The organism is Streptomyces sp. NPDC060184 (assembly GCF_042728795.1).
Taxonomy (GTDB): Bacteria; Actinomycetota; Actinomycetes; order Streptomycetales; family Streptomycetaceae; genus Streptomyces.
The window spans coordinates 93,519-112,923 of sequence record NZ_JBHWYX010000025.1 but is presented as its reverse complement, the minus strand read 5'-3'; the positions used below and the strand labels follow the sequence as shown (position 1 = coordinate 112,923).

The window sequence follows — 19,405 nt, the reverse complement described above, 5'->3', positions numbered from 1 at the left end:
GCGGTTTTCGCTTTCCAGTTCTTCGCTTTCGCGTTTCCCTTTCCGGCGAGTCCGACTCTATCAGATCCTTTCGGGCCTGATTCCCAGTCAGCGGGGCTTGTCTTCCCGACCGTTGCGGGCCGTTCCGACGAGTGAGACATTAGCGGATTACCGGGCCCCGAAGCCAATCGGGGCTGTTCTCTCGAACGCGCAATCCTCATTTCACACAAGCACACGCAAAGGCACACGACGGAAAGTCGGGCCTTGTTGAGTGGTGGTGCGGAATGGCTGTCCGGGGACCGACCGGGGTCGGCGCTCACGTCGGACAACTCGGAGAACATTACGGATCGGGAGGCGGCGTGTCAACCCCGGGGCCGCGGCCCCCTGCGGGGTCCGCACCGCGCGGCGGCGTACGCGGCGAGCACGGCGCACCGACGCGGCGGGAAGGCGGGCCCCGCGGGGGTACGGGCGGGTCAGCCCTGGCCGGAGGCGAGCTCGCGGCTGCGGTCACGGGCGGCTTCGAGGGCGGCGATCAAGGCGGCGCGCACCCCGTGGTTCTCCAGCTCTCGGATGGCGCTGATGGTGGTGCCGGCGGGGCTGGTCACGGCCTCGCGGAGCTTCACCGGGTGTTCCCCGCTGTCGCGGAGCATCACCGCGGCGCCGATCGCCGCCTGCACGATCAGGTCGTGCGCCTGGGCGCGCGGGAGGCCGAGAAGGATTCCGGCGTCGGTCATGGCCTCGACCAGGAAGTAGAAGTACGCCGGGCCCGAGCCGGAAAGGGCGGTCGCCGCGTCCTGCTGGGACTCGGGGACCCGGAGCGTCTTGCCGACCCCGCCGAAGATCTCCTCGGTGGTCCCGAGGTGTTCGCCCGTCGCGTGGCTGCCCGCGGAGAGGACGGACATCCCCTCGTCCACGAGCACGGGGGTGTTGGGCATGACGCGGACCACCGGGGTGCCGGACGGCAGCCTGTCCTCGATGAACGCCGTGGTGATGCCGGCGGCGGCGCTGATGACGAGGCGGTCGGCGGTGAGGTGCGGGGCGAGCTCGTCCAGCAGGGAGCCCATGTCCTGGGGCTTCACCGCCAGGATGAGGATGTCGGCGCTCTTGGCCGCTTCCGCGTTGTCGACCGACTCGACGCCGTACCGGTTCCGCAGCTCCTCGGCGCGCTCGGGGCGGCGGGTGGTGACCAGCAGGTTCGCCGGGCGCCAGCCGGCCCGGATCATTCCGCTGAGGAGCGCCTCGCCGATCTTGCCGGTGCCGAGGACTGCGACTGTCTGGGTCATGCGGTTCACCCTCCGGGCTGTGCTCACGGTTCTCGGCACGCGGTGTGCTCCGGGCTCCGTCCCGTGCTCGTCGCGGTCATCCTCGCACCGGGCCCGCCCGGAGCCGGTCGGGTTACCGCAGGGCGGACAGCTCAGGCGGTACGGCGGCGGAGGGTGGCCGCTCCCAGGCCGAGGACCAGCAGGGCGCAGCCCGCGACCACGACGACGTCCCGGACGAAGTCACCGGTGATCTCGGGGTGGTGGAGCACCTGGTTCATGCCGTCGACGGCGTACGACATGGGCAGGACGTTCGAGATCGCCTCCAGGACGGGCTGCATCTGGTCGCGCGGGGTGAAGAGGCCGCAGAGCAGGAGCTGCGGGAAGATCACCGCCGGCATGAACTGGACGGCCTGGAACTCGGAGGCCGCGAACGCCGAGACGAAGAGCCCGAGTGCCGTGCCGAGCAGGGCGTCGAGCAGTGCCACCAGCATCAGCAGCCAGGGCGAGCCGACGACGTCGAGGCCCAGCAGCCAGACGGAGACGGCGGTGGCCAGCAGGGTCTGGACGACGGCGATCGCCCCGAAGGCCAGCGCGTATCCGGCGATCAGGTCGCCTTTGCCGAGGGGCTGCGCGAGGAGGCGTTCCAGGGTTTGGGAGGTGCGTTCGCGCAGGGTGGCGATCGAGGTCACCAGGAACATCGTGATGAGCGGGAAGATCCCGAGCAGCGAGGCGCCGATGGAGTCGAAGGTCTCCGGGCTGCCGTCGAAGACGTACCGCAGCAGGACGATCATCACGACCGGGATCACCAGCAGCAGGGCGATGGTGCGCGGGTCGTGGCGGAGCTGGCGCAGGACGCGGCCCGCGGTGGCGAGGGTGCGGGCCGGGGTGAGGGGCCGGGCCGGGGTGAGGGCTCCGGCGGGGCTGTCGCTGCTCATCGCGCGCTCTCCTCGGGCTGGGCGGACGCTTCGTCGACAAGGCGGAGGAAGGCGTCCTCCACGGTGGTGCTCGCGGTGCGGGTGCGCAGTTCCTCCGGGGTCGCCGTGGCGAGGAGGGCGCCCTCGCGCATCAGGAGCAGCCGGTGGCAGCGCTCGGCCTCGTCCATGACGTGGGAGGAGACCAGGATCGTGGTTCCCCGGTCGGCGGCGAGGGCGTGGAAGAGGTTCCACAGGTCGCGGCGGAGGACGGGGTCGAGGCCGACGGTCGGTTCGTCCAGGACGAGGAGTTCGGGCTCCCCGAGCAGGGCGACGGCGAGGGAGACACGGCTGCGCTGCCCGCCGGAGAGGCGGCCGGCCAGGGCGTCGGCGTGGCTTGCGAGGTCCACGTCGTCGATGGCGCGGGCGACGGCGGCGCGGCGGGTGGAGCGGTGGGCGCGGCCGGGGAGGAGCACGGCCGCGAAGTAGTCGAGGTTCTGGCGGACCGTGAGGTCGGTGTAGACGGACGGGGCCTGGGTGACGTACCCGACGCGCGAGCGGAGGCCGGGGTGCCCGGCGGGGGCGCCGAGGACGTCGAGTGCGCCGGTGACCTGGGCCTGGGTGCCGACGATCGCGCGCATCAGCGTGCTCTTGCCGCAGCCGGAGGGGCCGAGGAGGCCGGTGATCCTGCCGGGTTCGACGGTGAAGCCGAGGCCGCGCAGCACGGTGCGGTCGCCGCGTACGACGGTGAGGCCCTCGGCTCGGACGGCCGGGCTCCCCGGGGCCCCGGGGGGTGGTGGCGCGGGGTCGGGGCCACCGGTGCGCTGATTATTCATCATGCGATGAATATGCTCCGCGGCGGTTCCGGCGTCAAGGCATGGGAAAGCCCGGAGTCCCGGGGAATTCCGGGGCTCCGGGCCGGGTACCGAGGGTCTGCCCTCCGTCCGCGAGGTGGGGGCGGAAGTTCTCAGACCGTGACGGTCGTCAGGTCGACGACGTACCGCTCCTCGACCGTGCCGTCGGGGAAGAGCCCCCGCAGGCGGTCGCCCTCCTCGGTGAGGAACCGGTGGTCGGCCTCGGCGTGCTCCTCGCCCCGCACCAGGAACGCGGAATGGCTGGCGAGGTTGTCCAGGTGGGTCCTCAGGCTCACTCGACGGGACCAGGGCAGCCGGCGGCCCACGGGCCCCTCCTCGGGCAGGCCCACCGCGCGGGAGGGGGTGCCGGGAGCGGGGGTGGCGTGGACGCCGTGGTCCGCGCCGAGGTGACGGCGGATGCGCGCGTCCTGTTCGGCGACCCAGGGGACCTGGTGGTCGGCGACGTTCCACCAGAGGGCGAGGACCCCGCCGGGGCGCAGGACGCGGACGGCCTCCGGCCAGGAGCGGGCCTGGTCGGTCCAGTGCCAGGACTGGGCGTACGTGACGAGGTCGGCGGAGCCGCCGGCGAACGGTAGCCGGTTGCCGTCGCCGCGCACCACGGGCACCCCGGGCAGCGACCGGCGCAGTTCGGCGGCCATGCCGGCGTCCGGTTCGACGGCGGTGACGCGGGCGCCGCGCAGGACGAGTTCACGGGTGGCGATGCCGGTGCCCGCGCCCACGTCGACCGCGCTCAGCGCGGGGAGGGCGCGTCCGGTCACCTCTTCCAGGGCCGCGAACACCTCCGGCGGGTAGCCGGGCCGGGCGGCGGCGTAGAGGGCGGCGGCCCCGCCGAACGAGAGGGCGCGGACCGACGCGGGCACGGGTGACGGGGTGGCGGGTGGCATGCGGCACGTCCTTCGGGGAGTCAGTGGTACGCCGACCGGCCCTTGCCCGCCCTTGCGGGCCGGGCGCTACCTGCCGTTGCGGGCCTTGCGGGCCGCCGGGTTGCCGGTGCGGGTCGTGCGGCGCTTGGTGTAGCGGGCGAGAGCGGTCTCGTACTCGGTGCGCAGCAGCGTCTCGCCGGGCGCTTCGCGGAGCGAGCGGACGAAGTACGCGAGCAGGGAGCCGACGAAGCCGATCGTCTTGAGGCCCCGCAGGTTGTCCTCGCGGCCGGGGTCCGCCGGGCGGCTGCGGAAGCCCTCCCAGGTCTTGCGGAACGCGACGGCGCTGCACACGGCGAACATGAGCACGACCAGGATGTTCAGGAAGCTGCCGATCGCGGCGACCTCCAGGCCGCTGAAGGCGAAGCGCAGCACCACGCAGGAGGCGACGGCCGCGGCCAGCGATCCGGCCGAGACGCCGATCCGGCGCAGCGTGTAACCGCCGTCGTGGTCGACCCAGGTGGTGCCGAAGAAGCGGAGCGTCTCCGGCTGCGGGCCCAGGGCCGTTGTGCCGCGCGGGCTCGCGCCGGTCGTTCCGTCGGGTCGGGTGGTGTCGCTGTTCTCGCTCACGCCGTCGATTATTCCGCGCGGTCCGGCCGGCGGGGTGCCCCCACGCCCCGCCGACCGGACCGGCCGCGACAGCTCAGGCGCAGCGGCTGGCGACCCAGCCGTCGCTGCCGGTGTGCACGTACGCGTCGGACACGTACTCGCCGTTCGCGATGCAGTCCCAGAGGTTCGAGGAGCCGTAGGGGCCGGTGACCCGCTCGCCCGTCTTCTGGCAGAAGATCGGCACGGTCATCCCGTAGGGCATCAGCCGGACGATGGGGTAATCGGTGCCCGGTCCGGTGCGGACGTTGACGCGGTAGCCCGGGGCGATCGGGTAGCGGGCGACCTCGTACGAGGCGAGCGTCGCGGTGCCGGCCAGCGGCTCGACGGCCAGGGTCTTCGCCGTCTCCGGTACGACCGGTACCTGCTCCCGGAGCGTGCCCACCGCGCTCACGGGTTCGGCGTCGTTCGCTGGGGCGGTTGCTTCGGTGGTGTTCTCTTCGACGGCCATACGGCCCTCCCCCGGGTCGGATCGGTACAGGTGACGCGCAGGCTAACAACCCTTGCGCGACAAGGACGAAGCATCGAATAGGCTCCGTGCGTCGCGCTTGCGGTCGAACACACGGGGGTGGGTGATGGCGCCGCTGCGGGAAGCCGGGCCGGGTCCGGAAGCGGAACATCCCGAGTACGCCGGCCGGTACCGCTTGGAGGGGCGCCTCGGCGAAGGCGGCATGGGTGTGGTGCACCTCGCCACGTCTGCCTCCGGGCTCCCGCTGGCGATCAAGATCGTGCATCGGAGTTACGCGGCGGACCCCGAGTTCCGGGCACGTTTCCGGCAGGAGGTCGCGGCTGCCCGACGGGTCAGCGGAGCCTTCACGGCACCGGTCGTCGACGCCGACCCGGCCGCCGCGCTGCCCTGGATGGCGACGCTGTACGTGCCCGGCCCGACGCTCTCCGCCCAGGTGAAGCGGAATGGTCCGATGAACCCGGCGCAACTGCGGCGCCTCACCGCCGGACTCGCCGAGGCGCTGCGGGACATCCACCGGGCGGGGGTCATCCACCGCGATCTGAAGCCGAGCAACGTGCTGCTGCCGGACTCCGGGCCGAAGGTCATCGACTTCGGGATCTCCCGTCCGTACGACAGCGAGCTGCGTACGGAGACGGGGAAGCTCATCGGGTCGCCGCCCTACATGGCGCCCGAGCAGTTCCAGCGTCCGCGTGAGGTCGGACCGGCCGCCGACGTGTTCGCGCTGGGCGCGGTGCTGGTCCACGCGGCCACCGGTCGGGGGCCGTTCGACTCGGACAGCCCCTACCTGGTGGCCTACCAGGTGGTGCACGACGAGGCCGACCTGACCGGGGTGCCCGCCGACCTCACCGCGCTCGTGGCGCAGTGCCTGGCGAAGGACCCGGCGCGGCGGCCGACCCCGGACGAGATCATGGCGGCGCTGCTGCCGCCGTCGTACGACGCGGCTGCCTTCGTGCCGGCCCAGCGGCGCCCGGCGCCCGGGGGATCCCTGGCCGGAGGGACCCCGGAGCGGCGTGCGGAGGACACGGCGGCCCCCACGCACCCGCGGGAGCGGGGCGGTGCCCGAGGCGCCGGGGCCCCGGCTACCGGGGCTCCGGGTGCCGGGGCCCCGCAGGACGTCGCCCCGGCCGGGCCGCCTCCCTCCTCGGGGACGACCCACGTGCGGGACGTGCCCGTCCCACCGGACCGTGCCCCGCTGGCCGGGCGACGGCCGACGCGCCGCGCGCGGTGGGTGGCCGGCGCGGCGGCGCTGCTGACGCTCGCCACGGCGGGTGCGGTGTACGCGGAGGTGGGCGCGGGTGCGCCACCGGGCCGGGCGGCGGAGCCGGACGGCGCGGCGCCGGGCACGGTGGCCGCCTTCGTCCCGTGGCGGACCGTCCTGCCGGGGGCGGCCGGCTCGATCCCGTACTGCTTCACGGCGGCAGCGTCCGGCGGCGGCGGGGGCGGCACGCTTCCGTCCGGCGGCGGGAGCACCGCGCCTCCGGCCGGCGGCGGGGGCACGCACGAGGCCGCGCTCTACTGCTCGGCGCCCGGCTACGGCATCGCCCGCCTCGACCCCGAGGACGGGCACCCCCTCTGGTCGCACCGGGACTCCTCGTACAAGGGGGAGGCGCTCGCCCCGGGCGGTCGTGCCGTCCTGGTCGACGAGCCGGGCGGGGCGCTCCGGGCCTACGGCTCCGAGGACGGTGAGCAGATCTGGTCGACGGACACGCCCCCGGCCACCGGCACCCTGCGGAGCACCGGGAACACGCTGCTCCGCCTCGGCGGCGGGGGCGCCGCCGAGGGGATCGACTCCGGGACGGGGGCGGTGCGCTGGAGCGGACGACTCGCGGGACACACGCTGCCGGCCTACGGCTTCCACGACCCCGCGACCGGGGTCGCCTATCTCTACGAGAACGCCCCCGACCGGGACACCACACTCGTCACGGCGATCGACCCGACGACGGGGCACCTCCGGTGGCAGCGGCGGCTGGACGGCATGCTGACGCCCGTCGGCGTGTCGGAAGGGGCGCTGATCCTGAAGGCGACGGGAGAGGACTCGGCCACGGACGCCTTGGTGCGGTACGACCCCGGAGAGCGGACGGCTCGACGGATTCCGCTGCCGTTCCGGATGACCGGACCGAACATCGTCGTCGCCGGTGACACCGCCTATCTGCTGGCTCCCGGCGGTGCCGTCGTGGCCCTGCGGACCCGCGCCGCGGCGGGCGGCGGCAGCGCCGAACGGTGGCGGCTGGAGACCGGGGTGGGTCTGTCGTCGCTCCCGGTGACGGCGGCGGACGACCGCCTGTACTTCACGGCGGCGGACGGGCGGCTCCTCGCCGTGGACACCCGGCGGGGCACCCTGCTCGGGCAGACGGCCCCCCGGCTGGGGTCGGGCGAGCTCGCGACGACCTCCTGGCCGGCCGCGCCCGTCCCGGTCGGCGGGCACGTCGTCGGCACCGCCCCGGACGGCTCCGTCTTCGCGGTGGACGGGAACGATCCGGGCTCCTGGTGAGGCACGGGCCGCGGGTCCGGCCGCCCGGCGATCCTGGGAGACCCCGGGCGCGACGACCGCCCGGGCCCCCTGCGGGACCCGGACGCGACGACCGCCCGGCACCCCTTTCGGGGCGGCCGGGCGGTCGTCGCGTCGTGGGCCGTTTCCGAGGAGCGGTCAGCCGAGCTTGGAGACGTCGCGCACCGCGCCCCGGTCCGCGCTGGTCGCCATCGCGGCGTAGGCGCGCAGCGCGGCCGAGACCTTGCGCTCGCGGTTCTTCGGCGCGTACACCCCGTTCAGCGCCTCGCGGCGGGCCGCCAGCTCGGCGTCCGGCACGAGCAGCTCGATGGAGCGGTTCGGGATGTCGATGCGGATGCGGTCGCCGTCCTCGACCAGCGCGATCGTGCCGCCGGAGGCCGCCTCGGGGGAGGCGTGGCCGATCGACAGGCCCGACGTACCGCCGGAGAACCGGCCGTCGGTGATCAGCGCGCACGCCTTGCCGAGGCCGCGCCCCTTCAGGTACGAGGTCGGGTAGAGCATCTCCTGCATGCCGGGGCCGCCCTTGGGGCCCTCGTAGCGGATGACGACCACGTCGCCCTCCTTGACCTGCTTCAGCAGGATCTTCTCGACGGCCGCTTCCTGCGACTCGCAGACGACGGCCGGGCCCTCGAAGGTCCAGATCGACTCGTCGACACCGGCCGTCTTCACGACGCAGCCGTCGACGGCGAGGTTGCCCTTGAGGACCGCGAGGCCGCCGTCCTTGGAGTAGGCGTGCGCGACGTCGCGGATGCAGCCCTCGGCGGCGTCCGTGTCGAGGGTGTCCCAGCGCTCGGACTGCGAGAAGGCGGTGGCGGAGCGGACGCAGCCGGGGGCGGCGTGCCACAGCTCGACGGCCTCGGGGGCGGGCGAACCGCCGCGCACGTCCCAGTTCTTCAGCCAGTCGGCGAGGGAGGCGGAGTGGACGGAGTGGACGTCCTCGTTGAGGAGTCCGCCGCGGTGCAGCTCGCCGAGGATGGCGGGGATGCCACCGGCGCGGTGGACGTCCTCCATGTAGTACGTACGGTTCTTGGCGACGTTCGGCGCGACCTTGGCGAGGCAGGGGACGCGGCGCGAGATCTCGTCCATCTCCGGCAGCCCGAAGTCGAGCTCGGCCTCCTGGGCGGCGGCGAGGAGGTGCAGGATCGTGTTGGTGGAGCCGCCCATGGCGATGTCGAGGGCCATGGCGTTCTCGAACGCGGCGCGGCTCGCGATGGCGCGGGGCAGCACGGTCGCGTCGTCCTGCTCGTAGTGGCGCTTGGTGATCTCGACGATCGTGCGGCCGGCGTTCTCGTAGAGGGCGCGGCGGGCGGTGTGGGTGGCGAGCGTCGAGCCGTTGCCGGGGAGGGCGAGGCCGATGGCCTCGGCGAGGCAGTTCATGGAGTTGGCCGTGAACATGCCGGAGCAGGAGCCGCAGGTCGGACAGGCGTTCTCCTCGATACGGAGCATGTCCGCGTCGGAGATCTTGTCGTTGACCGCGTCGGACATGGCGTCGACGAGGTCGAGGGTGCGGACGGTGCCGTCGACGAGGGTGGCCCGGCCGGACTCCATGGGGCCGCCGGAGACGAAGATCGTCGGGATGTTGAGGCGGAGGGCCGCCATCAGCATGCCGGGGGTGATCTTGTCGCAGTTGGAGATGCAGATCAGCGCGTCCGCGCAGTGCGCCTCGACCATGTACTCGACCGAGTCGGCGATCAGGTCGCGCGAGGGCAGGCTGTAGAGCATGCCGCCGTGGCCCATCGCGATGCCGTCGTCCACGGCGATCGTGTTGAACTCGCGCGGCACCGCGCCCGCGGCGTGGATCGCCTCGGAGACGATCCGGCCGACCGGGGAGAGATGCGTGTGGCCCGGGACGAACTCGGTGAAGGAGTTCGCGACGGCGATGATCGGCTTGCCGATGTCCTCGCTCGCTACGCCCGACGCCCGCATAAGGGCGCGCGCGCCCGCCATGTTGCGACCGTGGGTGACAGTGCGGGACCTCAGCTGCGGCATCGTCGCTCGCTCCTTCGACAGATAAAGAAAGACTGTCTACTTCGACGGAAAAGACTGTTCCGAGCCTACGCCCCGACTCCAGGATCTGGACAGCCTGTCCGGATAACGGGACGCTCTGCTCACGGAGCGGTCGGTGCGGCCTCGCCGGGATCCGGTCCGCCGGGTGCCTGCGCGGGTGCCTGCCCCGCCGGGTCCGGCCGACCGTGCGGGCTGTGCGGACCGTCCGGACCGTGCCGGCTGTCCGGACCGTGCGGACCGTCCTCGGTCAGGTAGCGCTGGATGGTCGGCGCGACCATCGCGATGATCCGCTCCGGGTCCGCCGACGCGAGCGGCTCGGTCCGTACGACGTACCGCAGGACCGCGATGCCGACCAGGTGCGAGGCCGCCAGTTCGGCCCGGAACGTCGGGTCGGGCACGTCCAGCTCCGCCGCGATCCGCTCCAGCAGCCGCCGCAGTACGAAGGTCCGCAGCACCTTCGCCGCCGCCTCGTGGGTGAGCGCGGACCGGACGATCGCCAGCAGCGGCGCCCGGCTGACGGGGTTCTCCCACACGGAGACGAAGTAGCGGGCCATCCGCTCCCCCACCCCGTCCGGCGGACCGCCCAGGATCTGCGGGACGACGAGGGCGGGCTCGAAGGAGAGCTCCACGGCCGCCGCGAACACCTCGCCCTTGGTCCCGAAGTAGTGGTGGACCAGCGCCGCGTCGACCCCCGCGGCGCGGGCGATGGAGCGCATCGACGCCTTGTCGTAGCCGCGCTCGGCGAACTCCGTACGGGCCGACTCCAGGATGCGGGTCCGGGCGTCCGGGCCGTCCTGGGCGGCGGCGCGCGAGGGGCGGCCCCTGCGGCGGGGTGCGGCGGGCTCCTCCGGGAGGGCGGCGCCCGGCGCGGCACGGTCCGGCGCGGCACGGTCCGGCGTGGAACGGTCCGGCGCGGCACGGTCCGGCGCGGCACGATCCTGCTCGGCACGATCCGGTGTGGAACGGGAGGTCACGGCCGGGGCGTCCGCTTGGCCGAGGCGAGGTGGAGCCGGGTGAAGGCGAGCGCCTCGGCGAGGTCCGCCTCGCGTTCGGCGGAGGACATCGCCCGGCGGGTGTTGACCTCCAGGACCACGTGCCCGTCGAAGCCGGTACGCGCCAGCCGCTCCAGCAGCTCCGCGCAGGGCTGGTCGCCCCGGCCGGGCACCAGGTGCTCGTCCTTGCCGGAGCCCTTGCCGTCCGCGAGGTGGACGTGGGCGAGCCGGTCGCCCATCCGGTCCACCATGGCCAGCCCGTCCGTACGGGCCGTCGAGGTGTGCGAGAGGTCGACGGTGAAGTGCCGGTAGTCGTCGTGGGTGACGTCCCAGTCCGGGGCGTACGCGAGCATCTCGCGGTCCCGGTAGCGCCACGGGTACATGTTCTCGACGGCGAACCGGACGTCGGTCTCGTTCGCCATGCGCCAGATCCCGTCGACGAAGTCGCGGGCGTAGTGACGCTGCCACCGGAACGGCGGGTGGACCACGACAGCGGAGGCGCCGAGGCGCTCGGCGGCGGACTTCGCCCGCTGGAGCTTGACCCACGGGTCGGTGGACCAGACCCGCTGCGTGATCAGCAGGCAGGGCGCGTGCACGGCGAGGATCGGGACCTGGTGGTAGTCGGAGAGGCGCCGCAACGCCTCGATGTCCTGGCTGACCGGATCGGTCCACACCATGACCTCGACGCCGTCGTACCCCAGGCGCGCGGCGATCTCGAAGGCCGTCGCCGTCGACTCCGGATAGACCGAGGCCGTCGACAGGGCGACCTTCGCATCGGGGATGCGCACCGCTGGATCTGCCACCTGGACAGCGTACGGGCCGGATCGCGCACCGCCGAGGGGGCGGGAGCGAAAGTGACAAGGGCCATGGGCGGGCACCGAAGGCCACGGACTGCCGTGCGGGCCGGGAACCCGGACGGCCGTGGACGGGCCGTGGACGGTCCCGCCCATGGCCCTCGCCCGTGGTCCCCGGCCGTGGTCCCTGCCCGTGGTCCCTGCCCGTGGTCCCTGCCCGTCAGCTCAGCGCGATCCGTTCCGCCGGGAGGTGGTCGAGGCGGCGCAGGATGACGCCCTCGCGGAGCGCCCAGGGGCAGATCTCCAGCTCGGTGATCCCGAAGAGGTCCATCGCGCCCTCGGCGACGAGCGCCCCGGCGAGCAGCTGGCCGGCCCGGTCCGGGGAGACGCCGGGGAGGTGCCCGCGTTCCTCGGCGGTCATCGTCGCGAGCTTGGGCACCCACTCCCCGAGGGCGGCGGCGGAGAGGGTCCGCCGGGTGTACAGCCCCTCCGCGGAGCGGGCCGCCCCGGCTATCCGGGCGAGCTGCTTGAAGGTCTTCGAGGTGGCGACCACGCGGTCGGGCCTGCCGTGGCGGCTGAACTCCCCGACCGTACGGGCGATGCCCGCGCGGACGTACCGGCGCAGCTCGCGCAGCCCGGCCGGGTCGGCCGGGCGGTCGGGGCCGCCGGGCAGCCAGCCGGCGGTGAGGCGGCCGGCGCCGAGCGGCAGCGACACGGCCGCCGCGGGTTCCTCGTCCAGCCCGAGGGCGATCTCCAGCGAACCGCCGCCGATGTCGAGCAGCAGCAGCTTCCCCGCAGACCAGCCGAACCAGCGGCGGGCGGCCAGGAAGGTCAGCCGCGCCTCCTCCTCACCGCTGAGGACCGCGAGGTCGACGCCGGTCTCGGCACGGACCCGGCCCAGCACCTCGTCGGCGTTGGTGGCGTCCCGTACCGCCGAGGTGGCGAACGCCAGCACCTCCTCGCACCCCTTGTCCTCGGCGGCCTGGACCGCCTCGGCCACCGTGGCGACCAGCCGGTCGACGCCCTCGGGGCCGATCGCCCCGTCGGCGTCGAGGAGCTGGGCGAGGCGGAGCTCCGTCTTGTGCGAGTGCGCGGGCAGCGGCCGGGCGCCGGGGTGGGCGTCCATCGCCAGCAGATGAACCGTGTTCGACCCCACGTCGAGGACTCCGAGTCTCATACCCGGAACGCTACGCCGAAAGGGACTTACGCTTGGCGCGTGCCAAAGACGAACAAGACGAAGCCGGGCAAAGCGACGAAGAAGCCCAGAACGAAGCAGGATCAGGATCAGGAGAGTCCGCGGACGGAGCAGAACGGACCGGGCCGGTCCGACGAGAAGGGGATCGATTTTCCCCGGGCGTGGGTGGAGTTCCCCGACCCCGCCGACGACGAGCAGGTCTTCCGCTGCGACCTGACGTGGCTGACCTCCCGGTGGACCTGCATCTTCGGCAGCGGCTGCCAGGGCATCCAGGCGGGCCGGGCGGACGACGGCTGCTGCACGCTGGGCGCGCACTTCTCGGACGAGGACGACGAGAAGCGGGTGGCCGGACACGTCGAGCGGCTGACCCCGGAGATGTGGCAGTTCCACGACGTCGGTACGGAGACGGGGTGGGTCGGCATCGACGACGACGGCGAGCGCCAGACCCGCCGCTGGAAGGGCTCCTGCATCTTCCAGAACCGCCCCGGCTTCGCCGGCGGCGCGGGCTGCTCGCTGCACATCCTGGCACTGAAGGAGGGCAGGGAGCCGCTGGAGACCAAGCCCGACGTCTGCTGGCAGCTCCCGGTCCGGCGTACGTACGACTGGATCGACCGGCCCGACGACACCCGGGTGCTGCAGATCTCCATCGGCGAGTACGACCGCCGGGGCTGGGGCCCGGGCGGCCACGACCTGCACTGGTGGTGCACCTCGGCCACCTCCGCGCACGGCGCCGGTGACCCGGTGTACGTGACGTACCGCCCCGAGCTCACGGAGCTGATGGGCAAGGAGGCGTACGAGCGGCTGGTCGAGCTCTGCGAACAGCGGCTCGCGTCGCTGCTGCCGATGGCCCCGCACCCGGCGGACCCGGTCACCCCGGCCTGAGGCCGGTACGACGACGCCCTGGCGGCCGGGGTTCGCCTCAGCCCGCCGGGGCCGGTTCGCCGGTACTGGTACCGCTGGGCGGGGCGGACGGCTCCGGCGACCGGGCGGGTGTCCCGCTCGGCGACTGTGCGGGCGGGGACGGTTCGGCCGGGCCTGAGGACGGGCCTGAAGTCGGGCCCGAGGACGGGCCTGACGGGTCCGTCGCACCGCTCGCCTCGCTCGGAACCCTCGTAGCGGTCGGGTCCGGCGAGGTGTCCGGCGGCGTCCCGGCGGAGTGGGTCGGGTCCGGGCTCTCCCCGGCCGAGGCCGCGAGGACGGGCCCGGGTGCCGTGGGAGCCGCCGGTGCGGCCGGTCCGGTGGGGCCGGGCGGGGCGGCGGGCGCCACGGGGTGGAGCGGCCTGCCCGCCGGGAAGCCGGTGAACGCGGGGGTCCGGCCGCGGCCCTCGATCCGTACGTGCTGGGACCCGGGCGCCAGGACGACCCGGGCCCGCCAGGGGTGGCGCGGCTCCCGCGCGCGGTCGACCAGGACGTGCACGGTGACGCTCCGCCCCGCCGCGAGCGTGCCCGAGGTGTGGCTGAGCCGCAGCCAGCGGGCGTCGGTCCGGGCCGCCCAGGCGACGGGGCCGCCTCCGGAGGCCGTCAGCCGGAGGCTGGTGACGCCGCCGGAGGCCCGCGCGGTGACGGTCAGCGCCCCGGCCCGGCGGTGGGCGCCGCCAGGTCCCTCGGCGCTGATCACCTCGGCGGTGACCTCCGGGGCGTGGGCCCCGTCCGGCGCGCCGCTCCGGACACCGGCGCGGACGTCCTCCGCGTGCCCCTCGCCCACGCCGCGCCGGTCGTCCCCGTCGTGGCGGTCGTATCCGTCCGGGCCGTCCGCGTAGGTCCCGGCCGAGTCGCCGACCGCGTCCATCTCGGTCGCGGCGGCCGAGGCGCCCTCGTGGCCGTCACCGGCCCACGGCGCCCCCCGGTAGGCCGCCGCCCACAGGGCGATGACCGGGGCGGCGACGACCGTCGCGACCACCGTCGTCGTCATGACCCGGGCGCGCAGCCGGTCGCGGCGGGCCGCGTGGTCCTTCGGGTCGAGCGGGTAGCCGGTCCGGTCGAAACGCGGGGAACCGGTGCGCGAACGCTGGGCGTGCACCATCGCCACGCGCACGGACGGGCGCGGCGCCTCCACGACGGGCAGCCCCGCGGCGGGGGCGACGGCCACGCCGGGCCAGGGGCCGGTGGCTCCGGCGCGTTCGGCGGCGCGGCGGCAGCCGGGGCAGTCGTCGACGTGGCGGACGAGTTCGCGGCGCAGCGGGGCGGAGAGCAGCGACTGGCGGTTGCCGGTGAGGCGGCGGGCGGCGGTGCAGCTGCCGTCCTCGGCGACGGCGAGCGCGGCCCGGGTCCGCTCGACCTCGCAGGCCGCCGCCGCGAGGAGTTCGCGCGCGGTGGCGGGGTCGAGTCCGAGTACGGAGGCGACGGCGCGCGGGGGGAGCCCGTGGCGTACGGAGAGTTCGAGCGCCTCCCGCTGCTCGGGCGTGGTGCCGGCCGCCTCCGGCCAGGCCAGCTGGGCGAGTTCGCGGCGGCGGGCCTCGGAGGCGGGGGTCTCCTCCGCGGGCGGCACGACCGCCTCCTCGGGGGTGGTCCGGGGCGCCTCGGCAGGGGGCGCGACCGGGGCCTCGGCCGTACCCGCGACCGCGACCGGGCCCGGAGCGGGGGCCCCGGCGGGGGCGGCCAGGGCGAGGGCGTCCGCGAGGACGGCGCCGCGCTCCTCGCGCGCCCCCCGGCCGGAGTCCCGGGGCGTCCTCCGGTGGGCCTGACGGCCGCGCTTCTGCTCGGCGAGCGCCCGCAGGCACATCCACCGGGCCAGCGCGTACAGCCAGGATTTACGTTCCTCCTGCCCTGCGGGGCAGCGGCCGTCCTGGCGTTCCGCGACGGCGAGTACGGCTCCGAGCGCCTCGGTGGCGGCTTCGTGGTCGCAGAGGACGGAGAGGCAGTAGGTGAAGAGTCCGTCGAGGTACGGCTCGTAACGTGCGGGCGGGCGCTGCGCCGGGAGGTGGGGGGCGCGACGGTGCGATCGGGGTGCGCCGGTGGTGTGCGCGGGGGGCTCCAGCCTGCTGCTCGTCACCTTGCGACCGTAAGCAGAGGAGGGCACCCCCTCGGTGCCCCTTCCGGACTTTTAACCCCTATGGGTGAACGTATCGCTCGAAACGGGACAGGAACTCCCCATTCCGGCACGAGCGCCGTCGTGCGCCCCCAGCGCTCCCGGAGCGTTCGCGCCACCCCGCGCGGCTCCCGAACCCCGTGCGCCCCTCACGGCTCCCGTACCTCGTGCACCCCACGGCACCCGTACCCCCGTGCGCCCGCGGCTCCCGAACCCGTGCGCCCCTCACGGGCTCCCACCCGGAGCCCGTGAGGCGTACGCGCCGCACCGTCCGGCGGGCTACCCCACCCGGCCGGACGCGAGCAGCGCCCGGTGCGGCAGCACCAGCACCTTCTCGTCCTCGCCGCCCGGGGCCACGAACTCCGCGCTGAGCTCCTCGTAGTGGCGCTTGATCTCCGCCACCGTGGCGGGCGTCTGGGCGGTGACGATGCGGCCGATCGTCGCCACCCCGGAGGCGGCGCCGCTCCACCACTCCTCGACGCCTGCCCGGTGGTCCCAGGCGAGGGCGGTACAGGAGACGTCCGTCAGCCCGGCCCCCGCCAGCAGGGCGGCGAGGCCTCCCGGGGTCTGCTCGAACGCCTCCTCCGGGGCGAGCGGGGGCACCTCCGGCGGCCGGAGGGCACCGGCGGCGGCGACCGCCCTGCCCAGCAGCCGCTGGCCGGTCCCGGCGTCGGCGCCCCAGATGGTGACGGCTATCCGGCCGCCGGGGCGGGTCACCCGGCGCAGTTCGGCGAGCGCCTTGCGGGGGCGCCCGACGTGGTTGAGGACGAAGTTGGCGGCCACCGCGTCGAACTCACCGTCGGCGAAGGGCAGCTCGGGCAGGAGCGCGACGCGCACGTCCGCCGCCGGTGCGGCCCCGGCCGCGCTCTTCACCATGTCCGGCTCCGCGTCCACGGCCGTGACCACCGCGCCCCGCGCGCACGCCGCGACGGCCACCGCCCCGGTACCGGTGCCCACGTCCAGCACCCGGGCTCCCCCGCTCACCCCCGCCGCGTCCAGCAGGTCGGGCACGGTGCGGGCGCAGAGCCGGGCGAAGGACGCGGCGTAGGCGTCGGCCAGGCCCGCCCACTTCAGGCGCTCGGCCTCGTCGAACGGTGTGCTGCTGCTGGTCATGCGGTCCCCTCCCACAACGGGCCCGCGGTCGCCCGCGGCCCTCCGGAAACCCCATTGTCGTAGCCGCCCCCTAGGCTGACGTCATGGCTGCCCGTACGAAGTCCACGAAGGACCGTCCGTCCTACCGCTGCACCGAGTGCGGCTGGACGACCGCCAAGTGGCTCGGCCGCTGCCCGGAGTGCCAGGCCTGGGGCACCGTCGAGGAGTTCGGCGGCGCGCCCGCCGTGCGCACCACCGCGGCCGGCCGGGTCTCCACCGCCGCCCTGCCCATCGGACAGGTGGACAGCCGGCAGGCGACGGCCCGCTCGACCGGTGTCGGCGAGCTGGACCGGGTGCTGGGCGGCGGGCTCGTCCCGGGCGCCGTGGTGCTGCTGGCCGGGGAGCCGGGGGTCGGCAAGTCGACGCTGCTGCTCGACGTGGCCGCGAAGGCCGCGAGCGAGGAGCACCGCACCCTCTACGTCACGGCGGAGGAGTCCGCGAGCCAGGTCCGGATGCGCGCCGACCGGATCCGGGCGATCAACGACCACCTCTACCTCGCGGCGGAGACCGACCTCTCGGCCGTGCTCGGCCACCTCGACGCGGTGAAGCCCTCGCTGCTGGTGCTGGACTCGGTGCAGACGGTCGCGTCGCCGGAGATCGAGGGGGCGCCGGGCGGCATGGCGCAGGTCCGCGAGGTCGCCGGGGCGCTCATCCGCGCCTCCAAGGACCGGGGCATGGCGACCCTGCTGGTGGGCCACGTCACCAAGGACGGTGCCATCGCCGGGCCCCGGCTGCTGGAGCACTTGGTCGACGTGGTGCTCTCCTTCGAGGGGGACCGGCACGCGCGGCTGCGGCTGGTCCGGGGCGTCAAGAACCGTTACGGCGCGACCGACGAGGTCGGCTGCTTCGAGCTGCACGACGAGGGGATCACCGGTCTCGCCGATCCGTCGGGCCTCTTCCTGACGCGGCGCGACGAGCCGGTGCCCGGCACCTGTCTGACCGTCACCCTGGAGGGCAAGCGGCCCCTGGTCGCCGAGGTGCAGGCGCTCACGGTCGACTCGCAGATCCCGTCGCCGCGCCGCACCACCTCGGGTCTGGAGACCTCGCGGGTCTCGATGATGCTGGCGGTGCTGGAGCAGCGGGGCCGGATCAGCGCGCTGGGCAAGCGGGACATCTACAGCGCGACGGTGGGCGGGGTGAAGCTCACCGAGCCCGCCGCGGACCTGGCGATCGCGCTGGCACTGGCGAGCGCGGCGAGCGACACCCCTCTCCCGAAGAACCTGGTCGCCATCGGTGAGGTGGGTCTCGCCGGAGAGGTGCGCAGGGTCACCGGCGTCCAGCGCCGGCTGGCCGAGGCGCACCGCCTCGGGTTCACGCACGCGCTGGTCCCGGGCGATCCGGGCAAGGTCCCGGCCGGTATGAAGGTCACAGAAGTCGCCGACATGGGTGATGCTCTCAGGGTGCTGCCGCGCCGGTCTCGTTCGGAGGCACCACGGGAGGACGGCGCGCGCCGGTAGACTTTGCCCTGGTCTCGCCCGCTCGCACGCGCGGCACGAGGGACGCAAGGGCACCGCAAACCTGTGACCGGAGGAGTGCAGTGGCAGCCAACGACCGGGCATCATCGCCCGGAAAGTCCGGCCAAGGCACCGGTAACGAAGCGCTGATGCGCGCTTCGCTGAGCGCGGTCGCGCCCGGAACGGCCCTGCGTGACGGGCTGGAGCGCATCCTGCGGGGGAACACCGGCGGGCTGATCGTCCTCGGCATGGACAAGACCGTCGAGTCGATGTGCACCGGCGGTTTCGTGATGAACGTCGAGTTCGCCGCGACCCGTCTGCGCGAGCTCTGCAAGCTCGACGGTGCGCTCATCCTCGACAAGGACATCACCAAGATCCTGCGGGCGGGCGTCCAGCTCGTCCCGGACGCCTCGATCCCCACCGAGGAGACCGGCACCCGTCACCGCACGGCCGACCGCGTCTCCAAGTCCTGCGGTTTCCCGGTCGTCTCGGTCTCCCAGTCGATGCGCTTGATCGCGCTGTACGTCGACGGCGAGCGGCGGGTGCTGGAGGAGTCCTCCGCGATCCTGTCCCGCGCCAACCAGGCCCTCGCCACGCTGGAGCGGTACAAGCTCCGGCTCGACGAGGTCGCCGGCACGCTCTCCGCACTGGAGATCGAGGACCTGGTGACGGTCCGGGACGTGACGGCCGTCGCGCAGCGGCTGGAGATGGTCCGCCGGATCGCCACGGAGATCGCGGAGTACGTGGTCGAGCTCGGCACCGACGGACGTCTGCTGGCGCTCCAGCTGGACGAGCTGATCGCGGGCGTGGAGCCCGAGCGGGAGCTCGTCGTCCGCGACTACGTCCCCGAGCCGACGGCGAAGCGTTCCCGCACGGTCGCCGAGGCGCTGACCGAGCTGGACGCGCTCAGCCACCCCGAACTCCTCGAACTCGCCGTGGTGGCCCGGTCGCTGGGGTACAGCGGTTCGCCCGAGACGCTGGACTCGGCCGTCTCCCCGCGCGGTTTCCGGCTGCTGGCGAAGGTGCCGCGGCTGCCCGGCGCGATCATGGAGCGGCTGGTGGAGCACTTCGGCGGTCTGCAGAAGCTGCTCGCGGCGAGCGTGGACGACCTCCAGACCGTGGACGGCGTCGGCGAGGCGCGGGCGCGGAGCGTCCGCGAGGGCCTTTCCCGGCTCGCCGAGTCCTCGATCCTGGAGCGGTACGTCTGACCTCGCGGGGGCCGGCGCCCCTGCGGGAACCAGCCCCACGCCGG

15 protein-coding genes and 1 pseudogene are annotated in these 19,405 nt (G+C 74.2%); 4 read left to right on the top strand and 12 right to left on the bottom strand.

The window, feature by feature from the left end; genetic code table 11:
- Positions 1 to 452: 452 nt before the first annotated feature.
- The 6 genes from proC to ACFWEE_RS18615 all read right to left on the bottom strand — a co-directional run bounded on the left by proC (position 453) and on the right by ACFWEE_RS18615 (position 5,004).
- Positions 453 to 1,262 (bottom strand): pyrroline-5-carboxylate reductase, encoded by an 810-nt coding sequence (gene proC / locus ACFWEE_RS18640; protein WP_386890359.1) that lies wholly within the window; start codon positions 1,260 to 1,262, stop codon positions 453 to 455.
- 131 nt (positions 1,263 to 1,393) lie between these two features.
- Positions 1,394 to 2,176, bottom strand: coding sequence for an ABC transporter permease (locus ACFWEE_RS18635; protein ID WP_386890357.1), 783 nt, complete (start codon positions 2,174 to 2,176; stop codon positions 1,394 to 1,396).
- The gene (locus tag ACFWEE_RS18630) at positions 2,173 to 2,991 is read right to left on the bottom strand and encodes an ABC transporter ATP-binding protein (protein WP_386890356.1); all 819 of its coding nucleotides are present in this window, start codon (positions 2,989 to 2,991) and stop codon (positions 2,173 to 2,175) included. The genes ACFWEE_RS18635 and ACFWEE_RS18630 overlap by 4 nt, the downstream gene beginning before the upstream one ends.
- Positions 2,992 to 3,119: 128 nt before the next feature.
- On the bottom strand, positions 3,120 to 3,911 hold the full coding sequence (locus tag ACFWEE_RS18625) for a class I SAM-dependent methyltransferase (RefSeq protein ID WP_386890354.1): 792 nt from the start codon (positions 3,909 to 3,911) through the stop codon (positions 3,120 to 3,122).
- A gap of 66 nt (positions 3,912 to 3,977) precedes the next feature.
- Positions 3,978 to 4,517 carry a hypothetical protein gene (locus tag ACFWEE_RS18620; protein WP_386890353.1) on the bottom strand — a complete coding sequence of 180 codons (540 nt, stop codon included), beginning with the start codon at positions 4,515 to 4,517 and terminating at the stop codon, positions 3,978 to 3,980.
- Positions 4,518 to 4,590: 73 nt separating this feature from the next.
- Positions 4,591 to 5,004 (bottom strand): SH3 domain-containing protein, encoded by a 414-nt coding sequence (locus tag ACFWEE_RS18615; protein WP_386890352.1) that lies wholly within the window; start codon positions 5,002 to 5,004, stop codon positions 4,591 to 4,593.
- Between the two features lie 124 nt (positions 5,005 to 5,128).
- Between ACFWEE_RS18615 and ACFWEE_RS18610 the strand changes: the two genes are divergently transcribed.
- The gene (locus ACFWEE_RS18610; protein ID WP_386890368.1) at positions 5,129 to 7,513 is read left to right on the top strand and encodes a protein kinase; all 2,385 of its coding nucleotides are present in this window, start codon (positions 5,129 to 5,131) and stop codon (positions 7,511 to 7,513) included.
- Between the two features lie 156 nt (positions 7,514 to 7,669).
- Here ACFWEE_RS18610 and ilvD read toward each other — a convergent pair whose 3' ends face one another.
- The 4 genes and pseudogenes from ilvD to ACFWEE_RS18590 form a co-directional block, all read right to left on the bottom strand.
- Positions 7,670 to 9,520, bottom strand: a complete 1,851-nt coding sequence (gene ilvD / locus ACFWEE_RS18605; protein ID WP_386890350.1) for a dihydroxy-acid dehydratase — start codon at positions 9,518 to 9,520, stop codon at positions 7,670 to 7,672.
- A 260-nt stretch (positions 9,521 to 9,780) separates the two neighbouring features.
- Positions 9,781 to 10,512 (bottom strand): annotated as a pseudogene (locus tag ACFWEE_RS18600) (TetR family transcriptional regulator); the annotation flags it as partial.
- Complete coding sequence (locus tag ACFWEE_RS18595; protein ID WP_386890348.1) at positions 10,509 to 11,333, bottom strand: sugar phosphate isomerase/epimerase family protein; 825 nt, start codon at positions 11,331 to 11,333, stop codon at positions 10,509 to 10,511. The pseudogene ACFWEE_RS18600 and the gene ACFWEE_RS18595, both read right to left, overlap by 4 nt.
- A 211-nt stretch (positions 11,334 to 11,544) precedes the next feature.
- The gene (locus tag ACFWEE_RS18590; protein WP_386890346.1) at positions 11,545 to 12,501 is read right to left on the bottom strand and encodes a Ppx/GppA family phosphatase; all 957 of its coding nucleotides are present in this window, start codon (positions 12,499 to 12,501) and stop codon (positions 11,545 to 11,547) included.
- A 39-nt stretch (positions 12,502 to 12,540) separates the two neighbouring features.
- Here ACFWEE_RS18590 and ACFWEE_RS18585 point away from each other — a divergent pair, with 39 nt between their 5' ends.
- The gene (locus tag ACFWEE_RS18585; RefSeq protein WP_386890345.1) at positions 12,541 to 13,401 is read left to right on the top strand and encodes a hypothetical protein; all 861 of its coding nucleotides are present in this window, start codon (positions 12,541 to 12,543) and stop codon (positions 13,399 to 13,401) included.
- Positions 13,402 to 13,438: 37 nt separating this feature from the next.
- Here the strand turns inward: ACFWEE_RS18585 and ACFWEE_RS18580 are convergent, their stop codons facing one another.
- Both ACFWEE_RS18580 and ACFWEE_RS18575 read right to left on the bottom strand, forming a co-directional pair.
- A complete protein-coding gene (locus ACFWEE_RS18580) occupies positions 13,439 to 15,511 on the bottom strand; it encodes a hypothetical protein (protein WP_386890344.1) in 2,073 nt (690 codons plus the stop codon).
- Between the two features lie 315 nt (positions 15,512 to 15,826).
- Entirely contained in the window at positions 15,827 to 16,660 is an 834-nt protein-coding gene (locus tag ACFWEE_RS18575) for a class I SAM-dependent methyltransferase (protein WP_386890343.1), read from the bottom strand.
- Between the two features lie 83 nt (positions 16,661 to 16,743).
- Between ACFWEE_RS18575 and radA the strand changes: the two genes are divergently transcribed.
- Both radA and disA read left to right on the top strand, forming a co-directional pair.
- Positions 16,744 to 18,156, top strand: a complete 1,413-nt coding sequence (radA, locus tag ACFWEE_RS18570; protein WP_386890341.1) for a DNA repair protein RadA — start codon at positions 16,744 to 16,746, stop codon at positions 18,154 to 18,156.
- Positions 18,157 to 18,236: 80 nt separating this feature from the next.
- Positions 18,237 to 19,361 (top strand): DNA integrity scanning diadenylate cyclase DisA, encoded by a 1,125-nt coding sequence (gene disA / locus ACFWEE_RS18565; protein WP_266707415.1) that lies wholly within the window; start codon positions 18,237 to 18,239, stop codon positions 19,359 to 19,361.
- The last annotated feature ends 44 nt before the right edge of the window (positions 19,362 to 19,405 follow it).